17 protein-coding genes are annotated in these 23,137 nt (G+C 44.6%); 7 read left to right on the top strand and 10 right to left on the bottom strand.

Translation table 11 applies throughout. The annotated features are described in order from the left end of the window. The first annotated feature begins 414 nt into the window (after positions 1-414). The 3 genes from nrdA to yfaE all read left to right on the top strand — a co-directional run bounded on the left by nrdA (position 415) and on the right by yfaE (position 4,190). Complete coding sequence (gene nrdA, locus CTT30_RS08640) at positions 415-2,697, top strand: class 1a ribonucleoside-diphosphate reductase subunit alpha (protein WP_239866208.1); 2,283 nt, start codon at positions 415-417, stop codon at positions 2,695-2,697. 81 nt (positions 2,698-2,778) lie between these two features. Continuing rightward, on the top strand, positions 2,779-3,912 hold the full coding sequence (gene nrdB, locus CTT30_RS08645; protein WP_239875985.1) for a class Ia ribonucleoside-diphosphate reductase subunit beta: 1,134 nt from the start codon (positions 2,779-2,781) through the stop codon (positions 3,910-3,912). Next, on the top strand, positions 3,912-4,190 hold the full coding sequence (gene yfaE, locus CTT30_RS08650; protein ID WP_239837103.1) for a class I ribonucleotide reductase maintenance protein YfaE: 279 nt from the start codon (positions 3,912-3,914) through the stop codon (positions 4,188-4,190). Before nrdB ends, yfaE begins: the two co-directional genes overlap by 1 nt. 52 nt (positions 4,191-4,242) lie before the next feature. On the opposite strand, the gene CTT30_RS08655 is transcribed toward yfaE, so the two are convergent. Beyond that, positions 4,243-4,494: a hypothetical protein gene (locus CTT30_RS08655; protein WP_045973853.1), complete on the bottom strand. Its 252-nt coding sequence runs from the start codon at positions 4,492-4,494 to the stop codon at positions 4,243-4,245. Positions 4,495-4,726: 232 nt separating this feature from the next. Continuing rightward, positions 4,727-5,968, bottom strand: a complete 1,242-nt coding sequence (locus tag CTT30_RS08660) for a CinA family nicotinamide mononucleotide deamidase-related protein (protein ID WP_252034728.1) — start codon at positions 5,966-5,968, stop codon at positions 4,727-4,729. 193 nt (positions 5,969-6,161) lie between these two features. Here CTT30_RS08660 and CTT30_RS08665 point away from each other — a divergent pair, with 193 nt between their 5' ends. Both CTT30_RS08665 and CTT30_RS08670 read left to right on the top strand, forming a co-directional pair. Beyond that, on the top strand, positions 6,162-7,058 hold the full coding sequence (locus CTT30_RS08665) for a DUF3943 domain-containing protein (protein ID WP_239875987.1): 897 nt from the start codon (positions 6,162-6,164) through the stop codon (positions 7,056-7,058). Between the two features lie 186 nt (positions 7,059-7,244). After that, positions 7,245-7,757 carry a glycine cleavage system transcriptional repressor gene (locus CTT30_RS08670; RefSeq protein ID WP_239837106.1) on the top strand — a complete coding sequence of 171 codons (513 nt, stop codon included), beginning with the start codon at positions 7,245-7,247 and terminating at the stop codon, positions 7,755-7,757. A gap of 37 nt (positions 7,758-7,794) precedes the next feature. On the opposite strand, the gene nspC is transcribed toward CTT30_RS08670, so the two are convergent. The 3 genes from nspC to CTT30_RS08685 form a co-directional block, all read right to left on the bottom strand. Next, complete coding sequence (nspC, locus tag CTT30_RS08675) at positions 7,795-8,928, bottom strand: carboxynorspermidine decarboxylase (protein WP_252034730.1); 1,134 nt, start codon at positions 8,926-8,928, stop codon at positions 7,795-7,797. Between the two features lie 97 nt (positions 8,929-9,025). Beyond that, on the bottom strand, positions 9,026-10,270 hold the full coding sequence (locus CTT30_RS08680; RefSeq protein WP_006962502.1) for a carboxynorspermidine synthase: 1,245 nt from the start codon (positions 10,268-10,270) through the stop codon (positions 9,026-9,028). An 18-nt stretch (positions 10,271-10,288) separates the two neighbouring features. Further along, positions 10,289-13,186: a pyridoxal phosphate-dependent class III aminotransferase gene (locus CTT30_RS08685; protein ID WP_252034732.1), complete on the bottom strand. Its 2,898-nt coding sequence runs from the start codon at positions 13,184-13,186 to the stop codon at positions 10,289-10,291. A 749-nt stretch (positions 13,187-13,935) separates the two neighbouring features. Between CTT30_RS08685 and CTT30_RS08690 the strand changes: the two genes are divergently transcribed. Then, a complete protein-coding gene (locus CTT30_RS08690; protein WP_239876102.1) occupies positions 13,936-15,228 on the top strand; it encodes a TolC family outer membrane protein in 1,293 nt (430 codons plus the stop codon). Between the two features lie 2 nt (positions 15,229-15,230). Further along, entirely contained in the window at positions 15,231-15,848 is a 618-nt protein-coding gene (locus tag CTT30_RS08695) for an OmpA family protein (RefSeq protein ID WP_252034734.1), read from the top strand. Between the two features lie 64 nt (positions 15,849-15,912). On the opposite strand, the gene nhaA is transcribed toward CTT30_RS08695, so the two are convergent. The 5 genes from nhaA to CTT30_RS08720 form a co-directional block, all read right to left on the bottom strand. Then, on the bottom strand, positions 15,913-17,094 hold the full coding sequence (gene nhaA / locus CTT30_RS08700) for a Na+/H+ antiporter NhaA (RefSeq protein ID WP_252034736.1): 1,182 nt from the start codon (positions 17,092-17,094) through the stop codon (positions 15,913-15,915). A 253-nt stretch (positions 17,095-17,347) separates the two neighbouring features. Beyond that, positions 17,348-18,469: a lipocalin-like domain-containing protein gene (locus tag CTT30_RS08705; protein ID WP_370689699.1), complete on the bottom strand. Its 1,122-nt coding sequence runs from the start codon at positions 18,467-18,469 to the stop codon at positions 17,348-17,350. After that, positions 18,470-20,923, bottom strand: a complete 2,454-nt coding sequence (locus CTT30_RS08710; RefSeq protein ID WP_252034738.1) for an ABC transporter permease — start codon at positions 20,921-20,923, stop codon at positions 18,470-18,472. Next, on the bottom strand, positions 20,904-21,575 hold the full coding sequence (locus tag CTT30_RS08715) for an ABC transporter ATP-binding protein (RefSeq protein WP_239837115.1): 672 nt from the start codon (positions 21,573-21,575) through the stop codon (positions 20,904-20,906). Before CTT30_RS08715 ends, CTT30_RS08710 begins: the two co-directional genes overlap by 20 nt. A 123-nt stretch (positions 21,576-21,698) precedes the next feature. After that, on the bottom strand, positions 21,699-23,075 hold the full coding sequence (locus tag CTT30_RS08720) for an MATE family efflux transporter (RefSeq protein WP_239837116.1): 1,377 nt from the start codon (positions 23,073-23,075) through the stop codon (positions 21,699-21,701). Positions 23,076-23,137 lie beyond the last annotated feature (62 nt).

Consider the following 23,137-nt stretch of genomic DNA (forward strand, 5'->3'; position numbering starts at 1 on the left):
CCCCGCTTTTTTTGTTGTTTTTCGCCCATTTTTGGGGCTCTGATTCCAAAATATACAGACTCAAAATCACGCTCAGAATGACTGAAAGATCAAGGAATTTTTTTTTGTTTGTGGTTACTTATAAACCGATCCTAAAACGGTAATTTTATACAATCAATTAGACTCTAATCCCATCGGTTAGTATCCACTTACTGAAATTTTCAATTTTGTTAGTTATCCACAAGTCATCCAAGATCTGTAACTTGAAAAGCACCATAGATAGCACTATCTTGTAACTCGCACAGCAATGCACCCCTATATGTTGTGTTTGGACTACAATATATAGATAGACTTTGATCACAAAGCCGGAACAATTTTTACAAGAATTACACGAAAACACGGCTTTTATCAGTTTTGTTAGGGAAATTAAGCAGAATGAACCAACAACTAACCGTTACCAAACGTGACGGCCGCAAAGAAAATATTGATCTAGAAAAGATCCACAGAGTCATTACTTGGGCTGCGGAAGGTCTAGATAATGTGTCTGTCTCTCAAGTAGAACTTCGCGCTCACATTCAGTTCTACGATGGAATCACAACAACAGATATCCATGAGACTATCATCAAATCAGCGGCCGATTTGATCTCTGAAGAAACGCCAGACTACCAATATCTAGCGGCTCGACTGGCCGTTTTCCACCTGCGTAAAAAAGCATACGGCCAGTACGAGCCACCAACGCTTTATGACCATGTGGCGAAGCTCGTCGATAAAGGCAAATACGATCAGCACATTTTGGAAGACTATACAAAAGCTGAGCTGGATGAACTCGATGCGTACATAGATCATAAACGTGACCTAGACTTCTCATACGCTGCGGTGAAACAGCTGGAAGGTAAGTACTTCGTCCAGAACCGTGTATCAGGCGAAATCTACGAAAGCGCTCAGTTCCTGTATATCCTTGTAGCTGCCTGTCTGTTTGCTAAGTATCCAAAAGAAACTCGTCTTGATTACATCAAGCGTTTCTATGATGCAACGTCAACGTTCAAGATTTCCCTACCGACACCGATCATGTCTGGTGTACGTACTCCAACCCGCCAATTCAGTTCGTGTGTCTTGATTGAGTGTGGAGACAGCCTAGATTCCATCAATGCGACAGCAAGTTCTATTGTGCGCTACGTTTCACAACGTGCAGGTATTGGTATCAACGCTGGTCGTATTCGTGCGCTAGGCTCAGAGATACGTAACGGTGAAGCTTTCCATACAGGCTGTATCCCTTTCTACAAGTACTTCCAAACAGCAGTAAAATGTTGCTCTCAAGGTGGTGTTCGTGGTGGCGCAGCAACCGTATTCTACCCTCTATGGCATGGTGAATCTCAGGCATTGATGGTGCTTAAGAATAACCGTGGTGTAGAAGAGAACCGTGTTCGTCATATGGATTACGGTGTGCAGCTAAACCGCCTGATGTATCAGCGTTTGGTTGAAGGCGGAAATATTACCCTATTCTCTCCGTCAGACGTGCCGGGCCTATACGATGCGTTCTTTGAGAATCAAGACGAGTTTGAACGTCTGTACGTTAAGTACGAAAACGATCCGTCAATCAAGAAAGAAACCGTTAAAGCTATCGAGATGTTCTCTATCTTGATGCAAGAGCGCGCTTCAACTGGTCGTATCTACATTCAAAACGTAGACCACTGTAATACGCACAGCCCATTTGATTCAGAGGTGGCGCCTGTTCGTCAGTCGAATCTATGTTTGGAAATTGCTCTTCCAACCAAGCCACTGACTAACGTAGAAGATGACTCTGGTGAAATTGCTCTATGTACGCTTTCAGCGTTCAACTTGGGGGCCATCAAGTCTCTTGATGATTTCGAAGAGCTGTCTGAGTTGGTTGTTCGAGCACTTGATGCTCTGCTGGATTATCAAGACTACCCACTTCCAGCGGCATACAAATCAACGATGAACCGCCGAACTCTGGGTGTAGGTGTGATTAACTACGCTTACTACCTAGCTAAGAATGGCGTGAAGTACTCTGACGGCAGTGCAAACGGCCTAACACACCGTACTTTTGAAGCGATGCAATACTACCTGCTCAAAGCATCTGTTGCTCTGGCGAAAGAACAAGGTAAATGCCCTTCTTTCCACGAGACCAACTACGCGAAAGGCTTGCTTCCAATTGATACGTACAAAAAAGATGTTGACCTAGTTTGTGACGAACCTCTTCATTACGATTGGGACGGTTTGCGAGAAGAGATCATGACTCATGGTCTACGTAACTCAACACTGACTGCTTTGATGCCTTCTGAAACGTCTTCTCAGATCTCGAACGCAACAAACGGCATCGAGCCACCACGCGGCTACGTGTCAGTTAAAGCATCAAAAGACGGTATTTTGAAACAGGTTGTGCCTGAATTCACTGAATACAAAGATAACTACGAGCTTCTTTGGAACATTGGTTCTAACGATGGTTATCTACATCTGGTTGGTATCATGCAAAAGTTTGTCGATCAGGCAATTTCAGCTAACACTAACTATGACCCTAGCCGTTTTGAAAGTGGCAAAGTGCCAATGAAGAAACTGCTACAAGATCTTTTGACTGCGTATAAATATGGTGTGAAGACACTTTACTACCATAACACTCGTGATGGAGCGAGTGATGACCAGAAAGACGCAGTACAACCACAAGATGACGATTGTGCAGGCGGCGGTTGTAAGATCTAATCACTAATCCAACGATTGGATTAGCAAGGCTTAACAGATTATTTGCCCCTCTGAGAGGGGCTTAAAAGGAATTGAGGCATCATGGCTTACAGTACTTTTAACCGAAACAAAAATGACCAGCTAAAAGAGCCAATGTTCTTAGGTCAATCCGTAAACGTAGCTCGTTATGACCAGCAAAAATTCGAAATCTTCGAAAAGCTGATCGAAAAGCAGCTGTCTTTCTTCTGGCGCCCAGAAGAAGTTGACGTATCAAGCGATCGTATCGACTACAACAAACTTCCAGAGCATGAGAAGCATATCTTCATCTCAAACTTGAAGTACCAAACTCTTCTGGATTCTATCCAAGGCCGTAGTCCAAACGTCGCGCTACTTCCATTAGTCTCACTACCTGAAGTAGAGACGTGGATCGAAACTTGGTCGTTCTCTGAAACAATCCACTCGCGTTCTTACACACACATCATACGTAATATCGTAAACGACCCAGGCTTAGTATTTGATGATATCGTCGAAAACGAGCACATCCTAAAGCGTGCTGAAGACATTTCGCAATACTACGACGACCTGATCCAAATGACGAATGACTACCATCGCTACGGTGAGGGGACGCATAACATCAATGGTGAGGAAGTGAAGGTGTCACTTCATGAGCTGAAGAAAAAGCTTTACGTATGCCTGATGTCTGTCAACGCATTAGAAGCGATTCGTTTCTATGTAAGCTTTGCTTGTTCATTTGCCTTTGCTGAGCGTGAGCTAATGGAAGGTAACGCGAAGATCATTAAGCTAATTGCTCGCGATGAAGCCCTTCACCTAACGGGTACACAGCACATGATTAACTTGCTGCGTAACGGTCAGGATGATTTTTCCTTCATGCAAATTGCTGAAGAATGTAAGCAGGAATGTTTTGATCTATTTAAAGCAGCCGCAGAGCAAGAGAAGGAATGGGCAGAGTACCTTTTCAAAGATGGCTCTATGATTGGTCTAAACAAGGACATTCTTTGTCAGTACGTTGAGTACATCACCAATATCCGTATGCAAGCAGTAGGCCTAGATGCCGCATATCCAGAAGCGACCTCCAACCCTATCCCATGGATTAATGCGTGGTTATCTTCCGATAACGTACAGGTTGCTCCACAAGAAGCAGAGATCTCCTCTTACCTAGTCGGTCAGATTGATAGTGATGTGCGCGCAGACGACTTTAAGGATTTCGAGCTGTAATGCCCAACATAAAAATCAATGGGATCACTGCGATTCAATCTAATCCTTCTAACACCATTCTCGAAACAATGGAAAAGGCAGGAATTGAACCTGAATACAACTGCCGAGACGGGCATTGTGGCGCTTGCCGCTGCAAGCTAGTCAAAGGTGCAGTGGAATACGTTGGTTTTGCAATGGCATATACGCAAAGTGATGAGATATTACCTTGTATTTGCAAGGCTAAATCCGACATTGAAATTGAAAGCGTAAATTATGCGTTAAAAGAAAAACGCGCATAACTATGCAAATTATAAAAAGCCCGGCCTGTTATGCCGGGTTTTATTTTATTATTTAGGCACGAATCTGAATACCGGATAAGAACTCATCGGCGGTCAACATGGACACTGCTTTGTCGGCAATCTCTCGTCCGTCATCATCGAATAAAGACAGGCGGTAGCCTAATGAATTTTCTTGATTTTTTTCTTCCGGAGCATGGAGCCACATAGAAATAACGTCCTGATTATCATCGCTAAGTGCCTCTCCTAAAACAACTTTCTGACTCGCCACCTGATACCAAACCATTATTTTTGAATGATGGAACATGCTTACCTCCCTGAGCAAAACCCGCGACGAACTATCATTTTAAGCACAATTGAAGCAAATGCACGTTGCAAATAAGCGACAAAGTTGGCATCTATTTAAAATCATCAATTTAAGTGATAGATGATTTTCTTCTAAGAAATATTTATGAAAGCATGCGAGTAATAAGAAACATATTCATTCACTTATTACTGCATGCTGCTCGGTAGGAGTTTGACAGTTTTTTAAGCTTGTTCTAGCCAGCAATAACACTATGAGGGACATACATTTCTTTTTCCCTGGTCAGCGAACTGTAATTAGGGAACATGGTTTTTCCTGAGAGATAGCGTCTCAACATGTCCGCTGCGACTGTCGTGATAATGGTCGTTTGGTCAGTTCTGGAAAACGTTCGGTTAAAGGTGAGTGTCTGCCCCCACTCCCCTTCTCTTGCCGACATAGCCACTGAAAAAGTTCTTTCTGTTACTTTACCTGTAGCGATGGCTATATCGGTCGCACATTTATCTTTAGTCGCACCTGCAAGTGCAAACGCAGCAGCAAGTTCATCGTTATCACTGTTCCCGACATCCACTTTATTACCGAGTACCCACCCATGGCCGCAGTAATTAGCCGCTTCTTCGTTTGAGTGAAGCCATTGCGACAAACTACCGTGAGTCGATTGCTCCGCAGTCGAAATCGACAGCTTTTTCTCGAGAATCAAATGACCGACATTCTCTTGCATTGATTCATCAACGCTCACCACGTTACTTTCTATCAAGTTGAAAACCAGCTGAAGTAACTTAACGCGGTTATCTAAATCACCTTTAGGGCCAAATAATTTGACTTCAATATAAGGCAGATAGGAACGGTAACCTAAGAAATAACCTTCGGGTAGCTGCACTTTATCAAGTTTATCTGACAACGCGGACTCTGAGGTCCCAAAAGTATGAAGTTTGCTACATTCATAACCAGTAACATCAGCATACTTCTGTTTCAGGTGTGGCAAAATCTGGGACTCTGTCATCAACTTAAATTCGCTTGGTACGCCAGGAGTAAAGTAAAAATCACAATCGTTAAAGTTCAACAAGAAACCGCAAGCAGTACCGATTGGATTATCCAGAATTACCGACCCTTGTGGCAACATAGCTTGCTTACGATTACTCTCTGGCATTGCAACACCGCGAGCACTAAAAAACTGCTCCAACTTCTCTAGCCATTCAGGATAAAGTTCTAACTCCTTATCCGAGGCTTGCGCTGCTGCTTCTGCACTAAGATCATCCGTGGTTGGGCCTAATCCACCATTTACAATGACAACATCACAGTTAAAGCTCAACATCATCAGCTCTTCAACCAGCGCTGACTGGCTATCACCAACCGTTGAGCGTTTCGATAGGGAAAAGCCTTGTTGAAAGAATTTTTCTGACAACCAAGCCGCATTAGTATCAACGATATCGCCGTGAAGGACTTCTTCACCGGTACTTAACATCGCTATTTTCAACATAATTATTTTTCCTTTCAGGAAGCCTTTGGTTTTGTGTCACAAACAAAGACAATCAAACTGCATGTTTTCATTGTTTGAGTGTAATTAAGAAACTAAGTTTCTTAATTAAGACAATTTCCGGTTTCCATTCCTCTTGCTTTAATGGATAATTGTGAGCCTGATCATAATAAGATATAGACTGTGGAGTTTATCCGTGTACAAAAAACACATCACCGCTTTGATGTTGTTGGCTTCTGCTTGCGCCAATGCCAATATCTACGATTCTCCTCAACATATTGAGTTCTCTTATACCGTAGATAACACCGAAAACTACAGTCTTTTCAGCAACTCTTATTCCTATAAGCCTAGCAATAGTTATGCCTTAGGTTTAACAGAAAGTGAATTAAAACTTGAAGAGCCAGAACTCCCTAGATATCTCACTGTACAAAGTGAGAAAGATTGGGATTACCTCAAAGGCCAAACTTACACCATTTTAGGTCTTAGTGTTGCGACAGTTGGCTTGATGACACTACTGCCGGAATCCATAACAAAATGGGATGAAGAAGATCGTGATTTGAGTGGTTTAGGTACAAAATGGAAAGATAATGTAACCTCAGGACCGGTTTGGGACCGAGATGACCATTTCTTAAACTATGTCATGCATCCTTATTTTGGTGGTGTTTACTATACAGCAGCCCGTCACGCTGGGTTCAATGAATTTGAATCTTTTTTATACTCTGCCACTCTGTCGACCTTCTTCTGGGAATATGGTGTTGAGGCTTTTGCTGAAGTCCCATCATGGCAAGATCTCTTCATAACGCCCTTCTTTGGTGCCGTTGTTGGTGAGATGATGTTTGAGGCAGAACAAGACATCGTCGCGACTGGCGGTGAAGTTTGGGGCTCTCAAACCATGGGTGACGTAACCTTGTTCTTCCTTAACCCTGTTGGGCACATCCACGGCTGGGTAAGCAATGCTTGGGGCGGCAGCGCTGAATTTCAATATAATAGTAAACCTTGGTTTGGTAATCAGGATGCCGCGAAATTTGCAATGGATGCTGGTGCCAGCTACGACAGCGTCTTCTATGGCGTAGAAATGAAAATCAGCTTTTAACCTGAACTCAACAGTCATTGAAAAAGCGGCACTCAGTTGCCGCTTTTTTATGCCTGCTGCACAACATTATCCCCATAACCTAGGAGACAAGGCTAAAGTTTGACCTAAATCAAACCTAACTTTTCTGCGACTCCTACACTCAATTTAGTTCTATAAAAAGAAATGCTTGCATTCAGGAGGCACATTATGAATTGCACATTTATCGTCAACTTTGTTGGTAAAGCAACCCCTGCCACGATCAAGCAGTTGGCGGCGGTCACTCACGAGAATGGAGGTAAATGGTTAATCAGTAAAGTGAACTTTATTGAGAATCAGGTCGCTGCAGTCATCAAAGTGGAACTCCCTGAGGAGTCAGCGGATGCAGTTAAAGCGGCCTTTCGCAGCAACGATGAGTTATTGGTCCAGATAGTCGACTCTGAAAGTAATACGCACAATGCCGATGCCATCTATCAGGTCCGCTTAGACTCCAATGACCGAGCGGGTATTGTTAATGAGATCACCCATGTTCTGGACAATCAAGGCATTAATATTCTAGATATGGACTGCCAGCGTGTGTTTATCGCGGGTGGTGGAGGCGTTAGCTCTAGCTTGTTCACGGCGAATATCGCATTGAAGTTACCGACCGAAGTTCAGATAGACGATGTAGCTAAAGAGCTTGAAGCCTTAAGCGAAGATATTCGAGTCATGGTGGAAGCATAATAAACACAAAGAGCAGCGATTAGGCTGCTCTTTTAGGTTATTCGACACTCCACTGTGAGAGCGAGCGTTTGAAATCTGAATAATCGAATTCATTTAGCTTCTGAATTTCACCGCCTGAGCGTTCACAGTACACAGAAGGCATTCTTAAGCCGTTAAACCAGTTAAGCTTCACCATTGTATAGCCCGCACTATCTAAGATATGAAGACGCTGACCTATTTCCAATGGTTTATCAAAGCTAGCTTCACAGAACTGATCACCCGCCAAACATGAACAAGAGCCAATCACATACCCATGCTCACCTTTATCCGAAGCTTCTAGAATAGAAGCGGGTTCATTGTAAATTAGCGTATCCAAGCGATGAGCTTCAGTTGCAGAATCAACAATCGCTGTTTTTTTAACGTTCTCAACGATATCCACCACGGTCACAACCAAGTCTGTTGTCTTGGTGATGATAGCTTCACCCGGTTCAAGGTACATTTGAACACCGTGCTTCTCAGAAAAGGCTTTAAGCGCTAAGCCAAGTTTTTCGATGTCGTAGCCCGGCCAGGTAAAAAACACACCTCCGCCCATACTCACCCAGTCAAGCTTATCCAAGTACTGACCAAATTGCTCTGAGATGGAGCCAAGCAGACCGATAAACGCGTCGACGTCTTTGTTCTCACAATTCATGTGGAACATCACACCGTCAATATCTTCAAAGACTTCTGGATCAATATGGTCCGCTTGCACACCAAGACGAGAAAACTGACGCGCTGGATTCGCTAAATCTTGCCCGGCATAACTCACACCTGGGTTAAGACGTAAACCCAGCGAAGCCTTTCCTTCTACAATGTGTCTATATGCAGCCAATTGATTTTGTGAGTTAAAAATCATTTTGTCGCAAATATCAGCCACATCACGTACATCATCCTCACTGTATCCGACACTGTACGCGTGAGTTTCACCACCAAAAGTTTCATGCCCCAGTTTGACCTCGAACGGGCCTGAGCTCGTTGTGCCATCCAAGTAAGGCTTGATGATGTCGAAAACACCCCATGTAGAAAAACACTTCAACGCCAATACCAGCTTCACACCCGAGATTTCTTTGAGTTGCTTGGCTTTTTCTAGATTTTCGACCAACTTATCTTCATTGATCATAAAGTATGGTGTTTTCAGTTCGTTTTTTTGCATTTTATATTCTTACCCAATTAATACCGTAAAAATCGAACAAAGCCGACACTAGTGCATCGGCTTAATCTTATAAATCCAAATTAAGAACCATAAGTGCTTACTTTAGTTTGTGGATAACAGGTTGACCCGGCTCTAGTTCCTGAACATGCCAATCAAGACCAATGCTTGGCATAGTCTCAAGGAATGGGTCTGGATTGAGCTGTTCCATATTGAACACACCTTTATCCGCCCACTCACCACGGAAGAACTGAAGTGCAGCGGTGATCGCTGGTACACCTGTGGTGTAAGAAATTGCTTGATGCTCAACGTCTTCGTACGCGACTTCATGATCAGCGTTATTGTAGATAAATACGCTACGCTGCTTGCCATCTTTCGTACCCTGAACCCAAGTACCGATACAAGTTTTACCTGTATAACCCGGAGCAAGAGAAGTTGGGTCTGGCAGCAGTGCTTTAAGTACATGTAGAGGCTGTACAACCGTACCATCGTGAAGCGTTAGCGGATCTGGGCTTAGTAAGCCGATGTCACGCATGCAGTTGAAGTAGTTCAGGTATTTGTCACCAAAGCCCATCCAGAACTCGATACGTTTAGCTGGAATGAACTCTTGCATAGAACGAACTTCATCGTGCGCCATAGAGTACACTTTGTGCTTGCCCACTAGCGGGAATTCAAACTCAAGCATGCGCGAATGACACGGAACCTGTTTCCACTCTTCATTTTCCCAGTAGAAAGAGTCCCCTTGGATTTCAAGCATATTGGTTTCTGGGTCGAAGTTGGTCGCGAACTTCTTACCGTGATCACCTGCATTTACATCCATTACGTCAATGGTGTCGATTTCATCAAACAGATGCTTCACTGCGTAAGCTGCAAATACCGAAACCACGCCCGGATCGAAACCAGCACCCAAAATACCTGTGATGCCCGCTTCAGCGAACTTCTCACGGTAACCCCACTGCCAATCGTAAGCTTGAGGAACTTGCTGGCCTTCAGAACATAGATCAACAGCAACAGAGGTATCTAGGTAGTTCACTTTTGCTTGGTAACATGCTTCCATGATCGTCATGTTAACCCAAGGAGGGCCTGCGTTAATAACAAGGTCAGGCTGAACTTCTTTAATAAGAGCAACTAATGCATCAACGTCATCCGCATCAACAGCACGCGCTTCCAGTTTCTTCGATGGATCTTTCAGGTTGTTTTTCTTCTGAATAGATTCGATGATTTTTTCACACTTGCTCACGGTACGCGATGCAATGGTGATGTCACCCAGTACTTCGTTGTTTTGCGCAGCTTTATGTGCAACTACCCAGCCAACGCCGCCTGCACCAATCTGTAGAATTGCCATAGTTTTCCGTTACCTTAATTACGCCAGCTCAGCAGCTAGCTTATTGATTTTAATTAGTAAAGATTCAAAATCAGCCATCGTCAGGCACGGATTAAGAATCGTAAATTTCAATGCGGTTTTACCATCAACAATGGTTTCACCTAATACCGCAACGCCACGAGTCAACGCTTCTAGTCTTACGACTTTGTTCAGCTCGTCCAGATCCGCTACTTGAGCATTTGCTACGCGGAATAACACGGTCGACAATGATGGCTCAGCCAACAATTCTAAGTTGTCGTCGCTACGAACGAGCTCCGCCACTTGCTGAGTTTGTTCGAGAAGATGGTCATACATTGCACCCAATGTATCTGGACCAACATTCTGCATCGTCATAAAGACTTTCAATGCGTCGAATCGCTTCGTCGTCGCAATCGACTTATCTACCAAGTTAGGCAACTCATCATGCTCACGGTTGAGGTAATCCGCATGATGCAGCAGATACTTGAAGTTGTGTTTTTGTTTAAGTAACAAAGCCCCACAACTGATCGTTTGGTAGAACAGCTTGTGGAAGTCAACGCTGACTGAGTCTGCGCGCTCAATACCCGCTAGACGTTCTTTGTGGCGGCTTAAAATCAGTGCACCACCGTAAGCACCATCAACATGCATCCACATCTGGTGTTTTTGCGCTGCATCGGCAATCACATTCAAATCATCAATTGCACCATGGTCAGTGGTTCCTGCCGTCCCAACGATGGCAAATGGAATCAACCCTTGAGATTTCGCCTCGCTAATCACTTCATCAAGATGAGCGACATCCATCGTGCCGTTGCTATGAGCATCAACGGTTAGCACCGCTTTCTCGCCTAACCCCATCCAAGATGCAGATTTCTGAACCGTGAAATGAGATTTCTTCGAGCAAATAATACGCAGTTTGTCGGCGTAATCCGGCAATCCAAATTTCTGAATAGAGTGCCCTGACAGCTTGTCTGCAATGCAGTCACGAGCCAGCATTAAACCCATTTGATTACTTTGGGTACCACCACTGGTAAATATGCCATCAGCCTGTTTGCCAAGCTCGTATTTCTCACATAACCAATCCACCACTTTCTGCTCAACATAAGTCGCAGAAGAGGCTTGATCCCAGGAGTCCATTGACTGGTTTAGAGAGGCAATCATCGCTTCTGCTGCCACTGCAGACATTAACGGCGGGGTATGAAGGTGAGCGATACAGTCAGGATGCTGAGTGAAAATAGCATTCTTTGCTACTAGTTCAGCGGTATCCGTGATCACATCCGTCAGGCTGACATTTTTGTTGTTTAGATCAACGGCATTAATCGCCTGTTCTAACTGCTTTGGGTCAAGCCCTGAATAAGGCGCATCGACTTGTTCAAAGACCTGTTTCATTGCCGCTGTTGTGTGGTTCATGACTTTGCTGAACTCATCACTGCCAGACTCACCGGTATGAATGAAATGCTGTTTCCATTGTTGATTGGTGTCTTGTGGCTCAACATGGCTGCCACCAGCGACCAGAATCGCCTCTTCCAGCACTCGAAGTGCGAAGTCGATCTGCTCAAAGGTGATGATCAATGGTGGCAGGAATCGAATCACCGAACCGTCACGCCCGCCTTTTTCAACCATCAGCCCGCGTTCAAGGGCTGCTCTCTGAATCGCCAAGGTCAATTCACCATCAGCGACTGGCTCACCAAATTTATTGCGCTCTGTACCGGGTTTACGGATTTCCACACCAAGCATTAAGCCCTTGCCACGGACTTCAGCAATACAGTTGACTCGTTTTTGAATCGACTCAAGCCCCAAACGCAAGTACTGACCAGCAACGTTCGCGTGCTCAACAAGATTGTCTCGCTCGATGATTTCCAGAGCTTTCGCCCCAGAGACCATCGCCAACTGATTACCACGGAATGTGCCCGTGTGCTCACCTGGCAGCCAAGTATCATGTTTCTTATTGATGACCAGGAGCGACATTGGCATACCGCCACCAATCGCTTTCGATAGGCAAAGAATGTCTGGCACAATGCCCGCTTCTTCAAACGCAAAGTTGTAGCCTGATTTACCTACACCACACTGAATCTCATCAAAGATCAGTAAAATACCGTGCTCATCGCAGATACGACGTAGTTCTTTCAACCAAAACGCAGGCGCAGGTACAACACCGCCCTCGCCCTGCACAGGCTCAACAACTATAGCGGCTGGTTTCATGATTCCAGCTTCATCATCATTGAGTAGACGCTCAATGTAACGGATACCGGCTCTTGCACCTTCATCACCACCTAAACCAAATGGGCAGCGCAGACTGTATGGGAAAGGCATAAAATGTACGTCTGACATTAGGCCTGTGCGACGTGCTTTTGTCCCTAGATTGCCCATCATGCCCATCGTGCCATTTGTCATGCCGTGATAAGCACCACGGAAAGCAAACATGGTATTGCGACCTGTGGTTTGCTTCGCAAGTTTGATTGCAGCTTCCACAGCATCCGCACCTGAAGGGCCACAGAACTGGAGTACACAGTTATCACTCAGCTCTTGAGGAAGAAAATTCTTCACCGAGCGAATGAAATTCGTTTTTGCTTCTGTTGCGATATCCAGTGTCTGATAAGGAAGACCAGAGTCGAGCTGATCTTTGAGTGCCTGATTGATTTCTGGGTGGTTGTACCCAAGAGCCAACGTACCCGCACCGGCAAGACAATCTAAAAATACTTGACCGCGAGTGTCTTCAACCAGTGCGCCATAAGCTTGCTTAATCGCAATAGGAAGGCGGCGAGGATAAGAACGTACCGCTGATTCGTGCTCGGCCTGATCTTGTAAAACCCGATCAGGTGTCAGATCATAAACGCCTTCTACAGCAGGAATCTGGGTGGAAAGTGGTGTTGCGATAACAGTGACGTTCACTGGATTATCGACTTCAAAGGCTGTGCTCATGATTTAATCCCTTTGAAATGTAATTCTCCTGCCATAGGTGAAATGCGAATAGCAGGTACAGTTATCCATTTCGTGTTAGCAACCCAAATAGCGCGTACACGAAATCGCTCCATCATTTCGATGGACTACATGTTCAATCGGTAAATCAAGGTTCAGTAATGCTGCTGTTTTGCAAAACAGGGCATTTAGGAAGAACTAAGCTGATTAATGGTTGTTTGTTATGTGAGTTCAATGTTGGGTTTCCCATAAACATGCCGCTACAGCGACAACAGTATCCCGTCTATCGGCAAAAGGGCTTGCCGATACCTACCCTACGTAACGCTCACTCAGCCTGAATGCTCGCCACGCGTATCCCCCAGAATGTCTTTTTTTGCGACTCACCTCCGAGATTGCGCGCGAAGTTATCACAAAATGAAAACAGTTCGCAACATTTTTTGAGTTGGAACTTATCAAATACCAACTTGTGTAAAACTAAAGTACATTTCCTTCGCTATTCTGCATACTTGACGAAGTACCTCTACCATTGAAAACTCGAACCCTTTCTCAATCTTCTATTAAGAATATTAGTTCATCGACTAATCACAATAAGTGAAGCTTGCAATTTGAAGGCTCGCCATATAGTGCCAATTTCTTCATGATAATTTCTCCTTTTTTAGACATTTATGTACTACGATTTTAATAACTTACCACTAAATACATAACTGCCTTTCAATAAGGAGGACGATGTGTCTACAAACAAGTTTGCACCAATCGTTGCTCTATTTGCCATTTATCACAGTTTCACTTTCGGTCAAACCCTCGAGCAAGCCGTCGCTATTACATTAGCTAGCAATCCCGAAATAAAAAGTGCTTTCAATGAGTATCAAAGCGCTATAAAGCAAGCAGATGCATCCAGTGGCGCTTATCTACCCTCAATAGATTTAGATGCTGGTATAGGCTATGAAGGAATAGATCCCGCCGATTCAACAGGTCAGAATGATACGGATTTGACTCGAAAGGAAGCAACCTTAAGCTTGACTCAATTGTTATGGGACGGCAGTTCCACCATCAACGATATAAATAGAACAGCAGCTGATGCTGAGTCGATAAGGCTTCAGTTACTAGCAGATGCTTCAGACATAGCATTAAGAGTCACTGACATTTACTTAGAGTCAATTAAAGCCACTGAAGTATTAAAACTATCTGAAAAAAACCTCGCGGTACACAAAGACATCTATAAAGATATCAAAAGGCGAGCAGAATCTGGAATAGGTTCCACCGCTGACGTCTTCCAAGTTGAAGCAAGACTCGCCAAAGCCCATGGTAATCTACTCGCCGCACAAAACAACCTCATCGACACCCACACACAGTTTAGACGCCTTGTTGGACAGGCCCCTCTTAGCCTTATTTACCCAAGAGCGGATGAATCAAAGATTCCACTCTCTTTAGATGAAGCAATCAAAGTGGCTTTTGAACAACACCCTGTAATTCAAGTATCAAAAGCAGATGTAGATTCCGCAAGGTATCAATACAAACAATCGAAAGGTAACCACTACCCCACTTTATCTGTAGAAGCGAGTCAAACTTGGAGAGATGATGCGGGTGGTGATGTTGGAAGTAGTAATGAATCTCTCGCTATGCTGAGGTTGAGGTACAACTTATTCAATGGAGGCTCCGATAGTGACTTGTCAGAGAGAGCAGCATACCAGCTCAATAAAGCTAAAGACCTGAGAGACAATTCCTACCGCCAAGTGGAAGAGAGTTTACGCTTATCATGGAGCGCACTTGATTTAACGTTACAGCAAAAGAAATTTTTAGCCGATCACGTTGACTCGGCCTCTGCGACAGTCATTGCTTACGAAAAGCAGTATCGTATCGGTCAGAGAACATTGCTCGATCTCCTCAACACAGAGAATGAACTATTCGAAGCTCGTAAAGATTATCTAGACGCCCATTATTCGGAACAGTACGCCAAATATAGAGTCATGAATGCGACAGGAAATTTACTCAACGCTTTACTTGTTGATATCCCTATAGAGTGGACTGAAAAAGTGGAGTACTGATTATGAAACGCACCATTCTTTATTCATTGCCATTTTTAGGCGCCTCATTGTCTTTTCACATTCTCGCTTATGATGATCAGTATGAATACATTCAAACACCAAATGCCGAACAGACATCTGATTTAACCGATGATGATCGTGATGGTGTCGTCAATGCACGAGATCTCTGTCCGGACACACCAATAGGTGCTCAAATCGACAATGATGGCTGTAGCTTGGAAGTCCTTAAAGAGGAAGAGCGGCAACTAAGGATTTTATTTGCCAATGATTCCTATGATGTAAGCCCAGTTTTTTCAGATCAAATCCGTGCGATGGCAGATTTTATGGAGAAATATCGTTCGGCTTCTATTGAAATCCAAGGCTATGCTAGTAAGACTGGCAACCCTGACTATAATTTGCAGCTATCTAAAAAACGAGCTTTCGCGGTAGAACAACAATTGCTTTCTTATGGAATCAAACCAGAGAGGGTGACTATCGTTGGTTTCGGCTCAACTCATTTAGAGTCTGATGGTCAAGAAGAATTAGATCATGCACTGAACAGACGAGTTACAGCCACTGTTGTGGGACTAACAGAAAAAGTGGTTGAAGAGTGGACCATATTTTCAACAATAGAACGCTAGAAAGATTCATAAGTAAAAGCCCCGATGTTTTCACAACGGGGCCTTTTTATACTAGTAAATAGGTCTAGTGATTAGCTTCAGTCGCTGGCTTATCTGCCAGCGCTGTCTTTTTTGGTAAAGAGATGTGCAGTAGTACGTAGCCTATTATCGCGGCCGTCGTTGAGCCCATCAATATCCCGAGCCTCGCATAAGTATCAAACTCTGCGTTAACTGGGCCAAATGCCAGTGATGAGATAAAAATCGACATCGTAAATCCAATACCACACAGCACAGAGACCGCAAAGATATGTCTGAAAGTGATCCCCTCTGGCAACTTCGCCACGCCGGCCTTAACGGCAATCCAACTAAAGCTAAAGATACCCAAAGGCTTACCGAGCAGCAGACCAAGAGCAATCCCTAGAGGTAGCATTGAAGTCAGCCCTTCGACAGAAATCCCTTCAAGAGAAATACCTGCATTAGCGAAAGCGAATACTGGAAGGATACCAAAGGCTACGTATGGGTGGAGTGCGTGCTCCATATGTTTGAGTGGAGACCTCTCACCTTGATTTCCTTTAAGAGGAATCGCAAAACCTATGACTACACCCGCTAACGTCGCATGCACACCAGACTTGAGCACAGCAAACCAGAGTATTGCCCCGACGATCATATACGGTGTTAACTTAGTGACCTTCTTCGAGTTGAGCATAAACAACGCTGCGGTCATAGCAAAACCAACTGCAAGCGCAGAAGTTGATAAGTCACCTGTGTAGAAAAGCGCGATAATGACAACAACACCAAGGTCGTCAATGATAGCCAGTGCCAGTAAGAATACCTTCAGGCTGACTGGGACACGCTTACCCAGCAATGCCATAATACCTAACGCAAAAGCAATATCGGTTGCAGCAGGAATAGCCCAACCTTGAATGGCTTCAGCATTACTGTAGTTAAAAGCAACATAGACAAGGGCTGGTGCGAGCATACCGCCTACAGCAGCGATCGCCGGGAAAATCGCGGTCTCACGAGATTTCAAAGCCCCTTCAAGAAGCTCACGCTTAACCTCCAGACCAATAAGAAGGAAGAATACGGCCATCAGGCCATCATTAATCCAGTGTGAAACCGACATGCCAAACACATAAGAATGCAACACTGTTTGATAAGTATCGTTAAGTGGCGTGTTAGCTATAGTCATTGCGATTGCAGCAGCGATAACGAGAAGGATTCCCCCTGCTGACTCCATTTTGAAGAAATCGCGAATAATATCACTCATGATATCGTCCTTTTATTTATTATGTTAATAAACGATGAACAAAGAATAGAGCTGAGTTTATAGATATCGATTCTTCAGGAAAAATCGCTTGTTTGGATGTTTAACTTCGGAATTTTCGATATAAACACTCTAATGCAACGCTTATTCCTTAAGTAATTATAGGTAAATTCAAAAAATTACCAACACCAACAAAAAACGCAGTTCCTCAAATAGTGAGAAACTGCGTTTTAGTCACTTAGTCGTTCGTTTTTACTTAGTATCCTGTCAACTGCATAAAACCTTTCGCCTTATGAGTGCCCGTCGTTTGAATTGGCCCCTCCCAATAAGGAACAACGAACGGTAGCCAGAGCTGTTGGTTAAGCACCTGAGTTGTCAGGTTAATATTATATCGAGGGATATGAATATCCCATTGTAGCGGGATGCGTTTTCCGTTGCCAAATAGAGTCGATTCATGAGGTTCGATAGTTATATCTTCTGCTGATAGATTAATCACCTTTCCATCATTGCGAGACAGTGTGCCAAATAAATAAGGTAATTGCTGGGCATGGCGATAACGACTAATTGATAACGTCGTTTCATCATCAAGATGAAAGACAAACCAATCCCAGCCTTTTTGCCCCTCAACAATGAGACCACTACCCCATTCCTTGCTCATCCAAGCGCTACCCTCAACAGGTACCAACAGACCTGAATCTAATTGAAGAGCACCCTTTACTTTGATAAATGGGCTGGTGAGATTGTAAGACGCAATCGGCAGAAGATCGTGTTTTTCAACGTAGCCTTTATCACCCGGTAATACATAAGGCCCATGAGCCACGGCTTTTAGCTGAACATTGAAACTATCGCTCGCGGCACTCAACTGTCCCGGGAACGGAGTTTGCCCTAGCGAGCGCCAAGACCAGTTATCAATCCAGAGACGAAAAGGCCGATTAGCCATACCCGCTTGACCAATACCGCCACGAGCGAGCCTTTGCTCTTTCCATACTTTATCTTTATCCGATACAACAACGTGGGATACATAAAGTTGAGGGTTTTGCCAACCCATTCCTTCTCTATCATCCATCGCCACTCTGAAGTAGCTCCATTGAATGCCGTACCGTTTGCCATTGATATCTTCAACATTAGCGAAAAAGTGCCACCATTCATGCTGATACTCATCATGAAAGTGAAAGTCTTGGGGTATTTTAACTGGGATATTTGGTAATACGGGCTCAAACACCTGGGTCGATTTAGATTGCATCACATTCTCAACAGAGCCCTGCTGAGTAACCGGAGGGGCAAGATAGAACCAAAGGTACACTCCTCCAGCAATCACACCTGCAAAAATAAGCAGCATCAATACGCCAATCACTTTGGCTTGGACTGATTTTCGCATTTATAACGCATCCCTTAGCGATTTCATTGGCGTATTTCGAATCATCCTCAACACAGGTAGCGCTCCAGCCAACATCAATGAGCCCATCGCCATTAAACTGGTCTGGAAATACTCTTCAGGAATCATTTGCAGTTCAAGTGTCCAGCCGAAAGATTGCTTTATAACAATATCCACAACCAAGTTGGCCAAAGCAAGTCCGAGCGGCAATGCGATTAATATAGATATGGCACCGAAGACAAACAACTGCAGCCCTCCCATTACAACTAGCTCCTTACCAGACATGCCTAAACAACGCAGTAAGGACACATGCCTTTGCCTCGATACTTCGCCAGCTACGGTCGCAAAGAAAATACCAAACACAGCAATAATCAATGTAATATTGCCGAGTGTATCCGCAATGGAGAAGGTTCGGTCAAATACTCTCATTGCCTGCTTATGGATATGACCATTATCGAAAATACGCTCTGAATTCAAACGGAATACAGATTCCATACGCCGTTTAAGACCGATAGAGTTAACACCATCCTTGAGAACAGCGCCAAGTGCTACCGTCCCATTTCCTGCAAACGCATACAACCAATTTCGGTGGGAAAGCAGTACTTGGTTATACGGGTTACCGTAGTCGTAATAGACGCCAACCACTTGCCAGCCTTGTCCCAACTTGCCCGATAAATCAATGTAATCACCCGGACGGATACCAAGCTTTAACGCCATCGATTCACTGATCATCACGCCTTTAGAATGATGGAGATGATACCAGTAATTAGGAATACCCAGCTTGACCGTAAGAGAATCCAACTCGCCTTCTGAAGCGCCAGTGCTGACTACTTGAAGTACACCTTTGTTGGAGTTGACTTCTTTCTCCCAGCGCCACCAAACAGAATCCACTTCCGGTTGTTTAGACAGCCAGCCACTCATGCGTGCAGCCGCACTATTATTGGGGTAGATATATAAATCAGCAGCTAGACGTTGGCTTAACCATTTATCAGTGGTGTCACGAAAACTCCCCACCATGGTTTCAACGCCGATATTAGCAGCCATTGCTAACATAAATGCCATGGTTGCCACCCCACGATAGCTCATGCTAGCGGCAGCATCGGCAAAGAACCAACGAATCTTCACCCATTTAAGAGAATAAGAAAGACCATCGAAAACTTTCCATATCAGATACGGCGTAAACAAGGCGACACTCAATAGCATTAACCCAATGATTGCCAAGCCAGACTCCTGAGTTTGAGGAGCTTGATAAATCGCAATTGCAGCAACACATAATGCGCACGCTAATAAAGCCTGAATGGCAAACTCAATGCCTGCAAAACGAACCAATGATAGACGAGCAGTTAATCGAATTGGCTGCGCTCGTAACAAGCGTACCAGCGGCCAGGCACAGGCAACAAAAGCACCAATCACTGTCATATATAGACTGTAAATGCTCGACTTCCAACTCCACGCGATGAGTAACCCAACGTTGGCATCATAAAGATCACCCAAGCTGGCTGATACCGATGGAATCAACTGGTTGGCAAGTAAAATGCCAAGGACACTTCCACAAAGCCAACTAACCAGAATGAGAACCAAAAGCTCCATACACAAAGCTTTCGCCAACTGCCACCCCGAGACCCCAGTCTGGCGCATCGCACCGACCAAAGGCTGTCTTTGAGTCAGAGATAATGACATCGCTTGATAGAAGATAAAAAGACCAACTAAAAACGCCAACATCCCCATTGCGCTTAAATTCATGTGGAAAGCCTTCGTCAGCGACTCCAACTCTGCACGAGAATTACGCATGATACTCATGCCATTAGGCAGGTACTCTTTCAAACGAGCAAGCTTTTCAGGGGGCATCTCTCCGCATGCAATGACAGAAATACCTGAACTTCTTTCTAGCATACGTAGTAAAGAAATATCAGCAATAATTCGAGTACCATTTAATCGCTCTTGCGTGTCAACAACGATAGGGCCTAATTTGCTGCCATCACTCAAGACGATAAAATCGTTATCTTGCCATTTCATATGTGCCGCAAGATCTGAACTCACCATAATTGGATATGGGCTGTTCATTAACTTAAGAGAAGAGAAGTCATTTATGCTGGTCGCCGGATGGAACTGCAGCATCGCAACTGGATCCACTCCCACTAACATAAGGTCTGTACCATTGGCCATGCTCACGCGCAGACTTTCAAAGGGAGCACATTGGTTGAATCCATCACGGCGAAGCTGAACATAAAAGCCCTGTGGGATTTTATTGGTCACATGTTTAGGGCGTATACGATAAGGAAGAGGATTAGAGAAAAGTTTTTCACCGTGCTCATAACTTTGTCTAGCGTGTTCGTTGATAGAGGTTACTCCCACTAACAGCGACACACCCAACGTAAGACCAAGCCAGACAAGAAGAATTTGAAAAGGATAGCGTCTGTAGTGCCCAAGCAGTGCTTTAACTACGGGCCATAACATGAAGCTGCCCTCCTTGAAGACGAATTCTCCCTTCCATATGTTCGGCAACACGCTCACTGTGTGTCACGAGCAATAATGTACATTCCAACTGGCGAGTCAGTGTGGTAAGAAGGCGCATAACCGCTTCAGCATTACGCTCGTCAAGGCTTCCCGTTGGTTCATCAGCCAACAAGATTTTGGGTTCCATATAAAGCGCACGAGCAATAGCGGCTCGTTGCTGCTGGCCACCTGAAACTTCTTCAGGGTAACGCCCAAGTAATGGCATTAAATCGAGAGCAGAGAGGATCTGGCGCCATAGCCCTTTGTCCTCAGGAAGCCCTTTAAGCTGTCGACAGAAGCGAATATTGTCAGCGACATTAAGGGTGGGAAGCAGGTTAAACTGCTGAAAGATAAGACCAATATTATTTCGTCGATAGGCCGTACGTTTCGTTTCAGCGATTTCATGCATGGAGAAGTTAGGAAACCATATTTCTCCTGAATCGACCGTATCCAAGCCCGCGATCAAATTCAGTAGCGTACTCTTGCCAGAGCCACTTTCGCCCATCAAAGCGACTTGATCACCTTGTTCTAATGTCAACTCAGCACCTTGTAAGACAGGGTGAAACTCACCACCATCGACATAGCCTTTACATAGGTCTGTTAGCTGAAGCATTAAAAGTCTCTTAATCGTTCAAAATTGGACTGTGAATCTACACTAAAACCACGCTGGGAGGAAGTATTTTGGATACTGGATCACAAGATATGCATCAAAACACATCAGATGAACGATTCATGTCTAATTTTCGATCAAATTCTTCATCCAGCGTTGGGTTTTCATTCTGTACAAAGAGCCGCCCCATTTAATGGCTTCTTCTGTTAAAAAGAGTAGGAAAACCCACTCAGGCTCCCAACCTAAGCCAATGGCCGCAAATGCTGCTAGGGGTATGCCAATTAGCCATTGAGCAATCAAGTCTTGATAGAGGCAGAACTTTACATCTCCCCCCGCTCTGAGCACACCAACGATCACCATCATCGGGACTGAACGTAAAATGATGCCAAAACAGAGAATCACCATAAACTTCTCGGCCAGTTCACGAGTCTCATCAGTCAATGCACTAAAAGCATCGAGCACCACGCCTTGACATAAGTACAAGATCAAGGCAACGACAATGCCAACCATCAAACTCAGTATGGTCATGCCAATCGCCTGATAGTAAACCGCTTCATAGTGCTTTGCTCCGATTTGGTTACCGACCAAGACCGCTGCTGCATTGGACATGCCGATCAGTAATGCCAAAGCAATGGACTCAACGGGAGACATCACAGACAACGCAGCAAGACCTTGAACACCGGACTGACCCATAATGGCGTGATAGGCAAACAGCCCCCCCGCCCAAGCAAGGAAATTAAACGTGGTGGGCAGAGAAAGTTTTAGAAAACGTACAACTCGCGACCACTCCACTACTGCTTTGAGGTCTTGAATTCCAAACGCTAGAAGATGCTTTTTCGCGTAGATATAACCAAACAACGTGGCTACTTCAATCGCTCCGCTCATCACAGTTGCTATGGCGGCACCTTTGATTCCCATTGCAGGGAAGCCCAACTTACCGAAGATCAACACCCAGTTAAGAAAAATATTGGACACAATACCAATACCACTGAAAAAGGTACTGATACCGGGTTTGTGCATCGAACGCAGACCGACAGACATACTGGCCACACAAGCTACTGCAAACATGGTCACTGCTGTGATCACCAAGTACTGACTACCTAACTGATTCACTTCCTGAGATTCGGTGGTCAAAGACATAATTTCGCTCGGGAACAGGATGAAAATCACCACAGTAAACGCAGCAAAAATCATTGCTACCAGCCAAGTTAGAGCAGTACTTTCTTTGACGCCTTGCCGATCAGCCGCCCCCCAGTATTGAGCCGTAAGCAAAGCCCCACCAGTCGTTACTCCTACTAGCATGATAGTAGTAACAAACGTAGCTCTGGCTGCTACGCCGACCGCAGCTATCTCGGCTTCGCCTAATTGGCCAAGCATTAATACGTCCACTAGGCCACGACTGGAGAACATGATGCTTTGAAGCGTAATGGGTAAGGCGATAGCGATCATTCGTCGCAAAAACTCACCGCGTGTATGGAATAGAATCTGTGAGACCGTGCTCAATTACTCACCTCAAACGACAACACTATGATAGAAAGGGAAAAATATACCGTTTATTATATGAT

This window comes from Vibrio coralliilyticus, from assembly GCF_024449095.1.
Classification (GTDB): Bacteria; Pseudomonadota; Gammaproteobacteria; order Enterobacterales; family Vibrionaceae; genus Vibrio; species Vibrio coralliilyticus_A.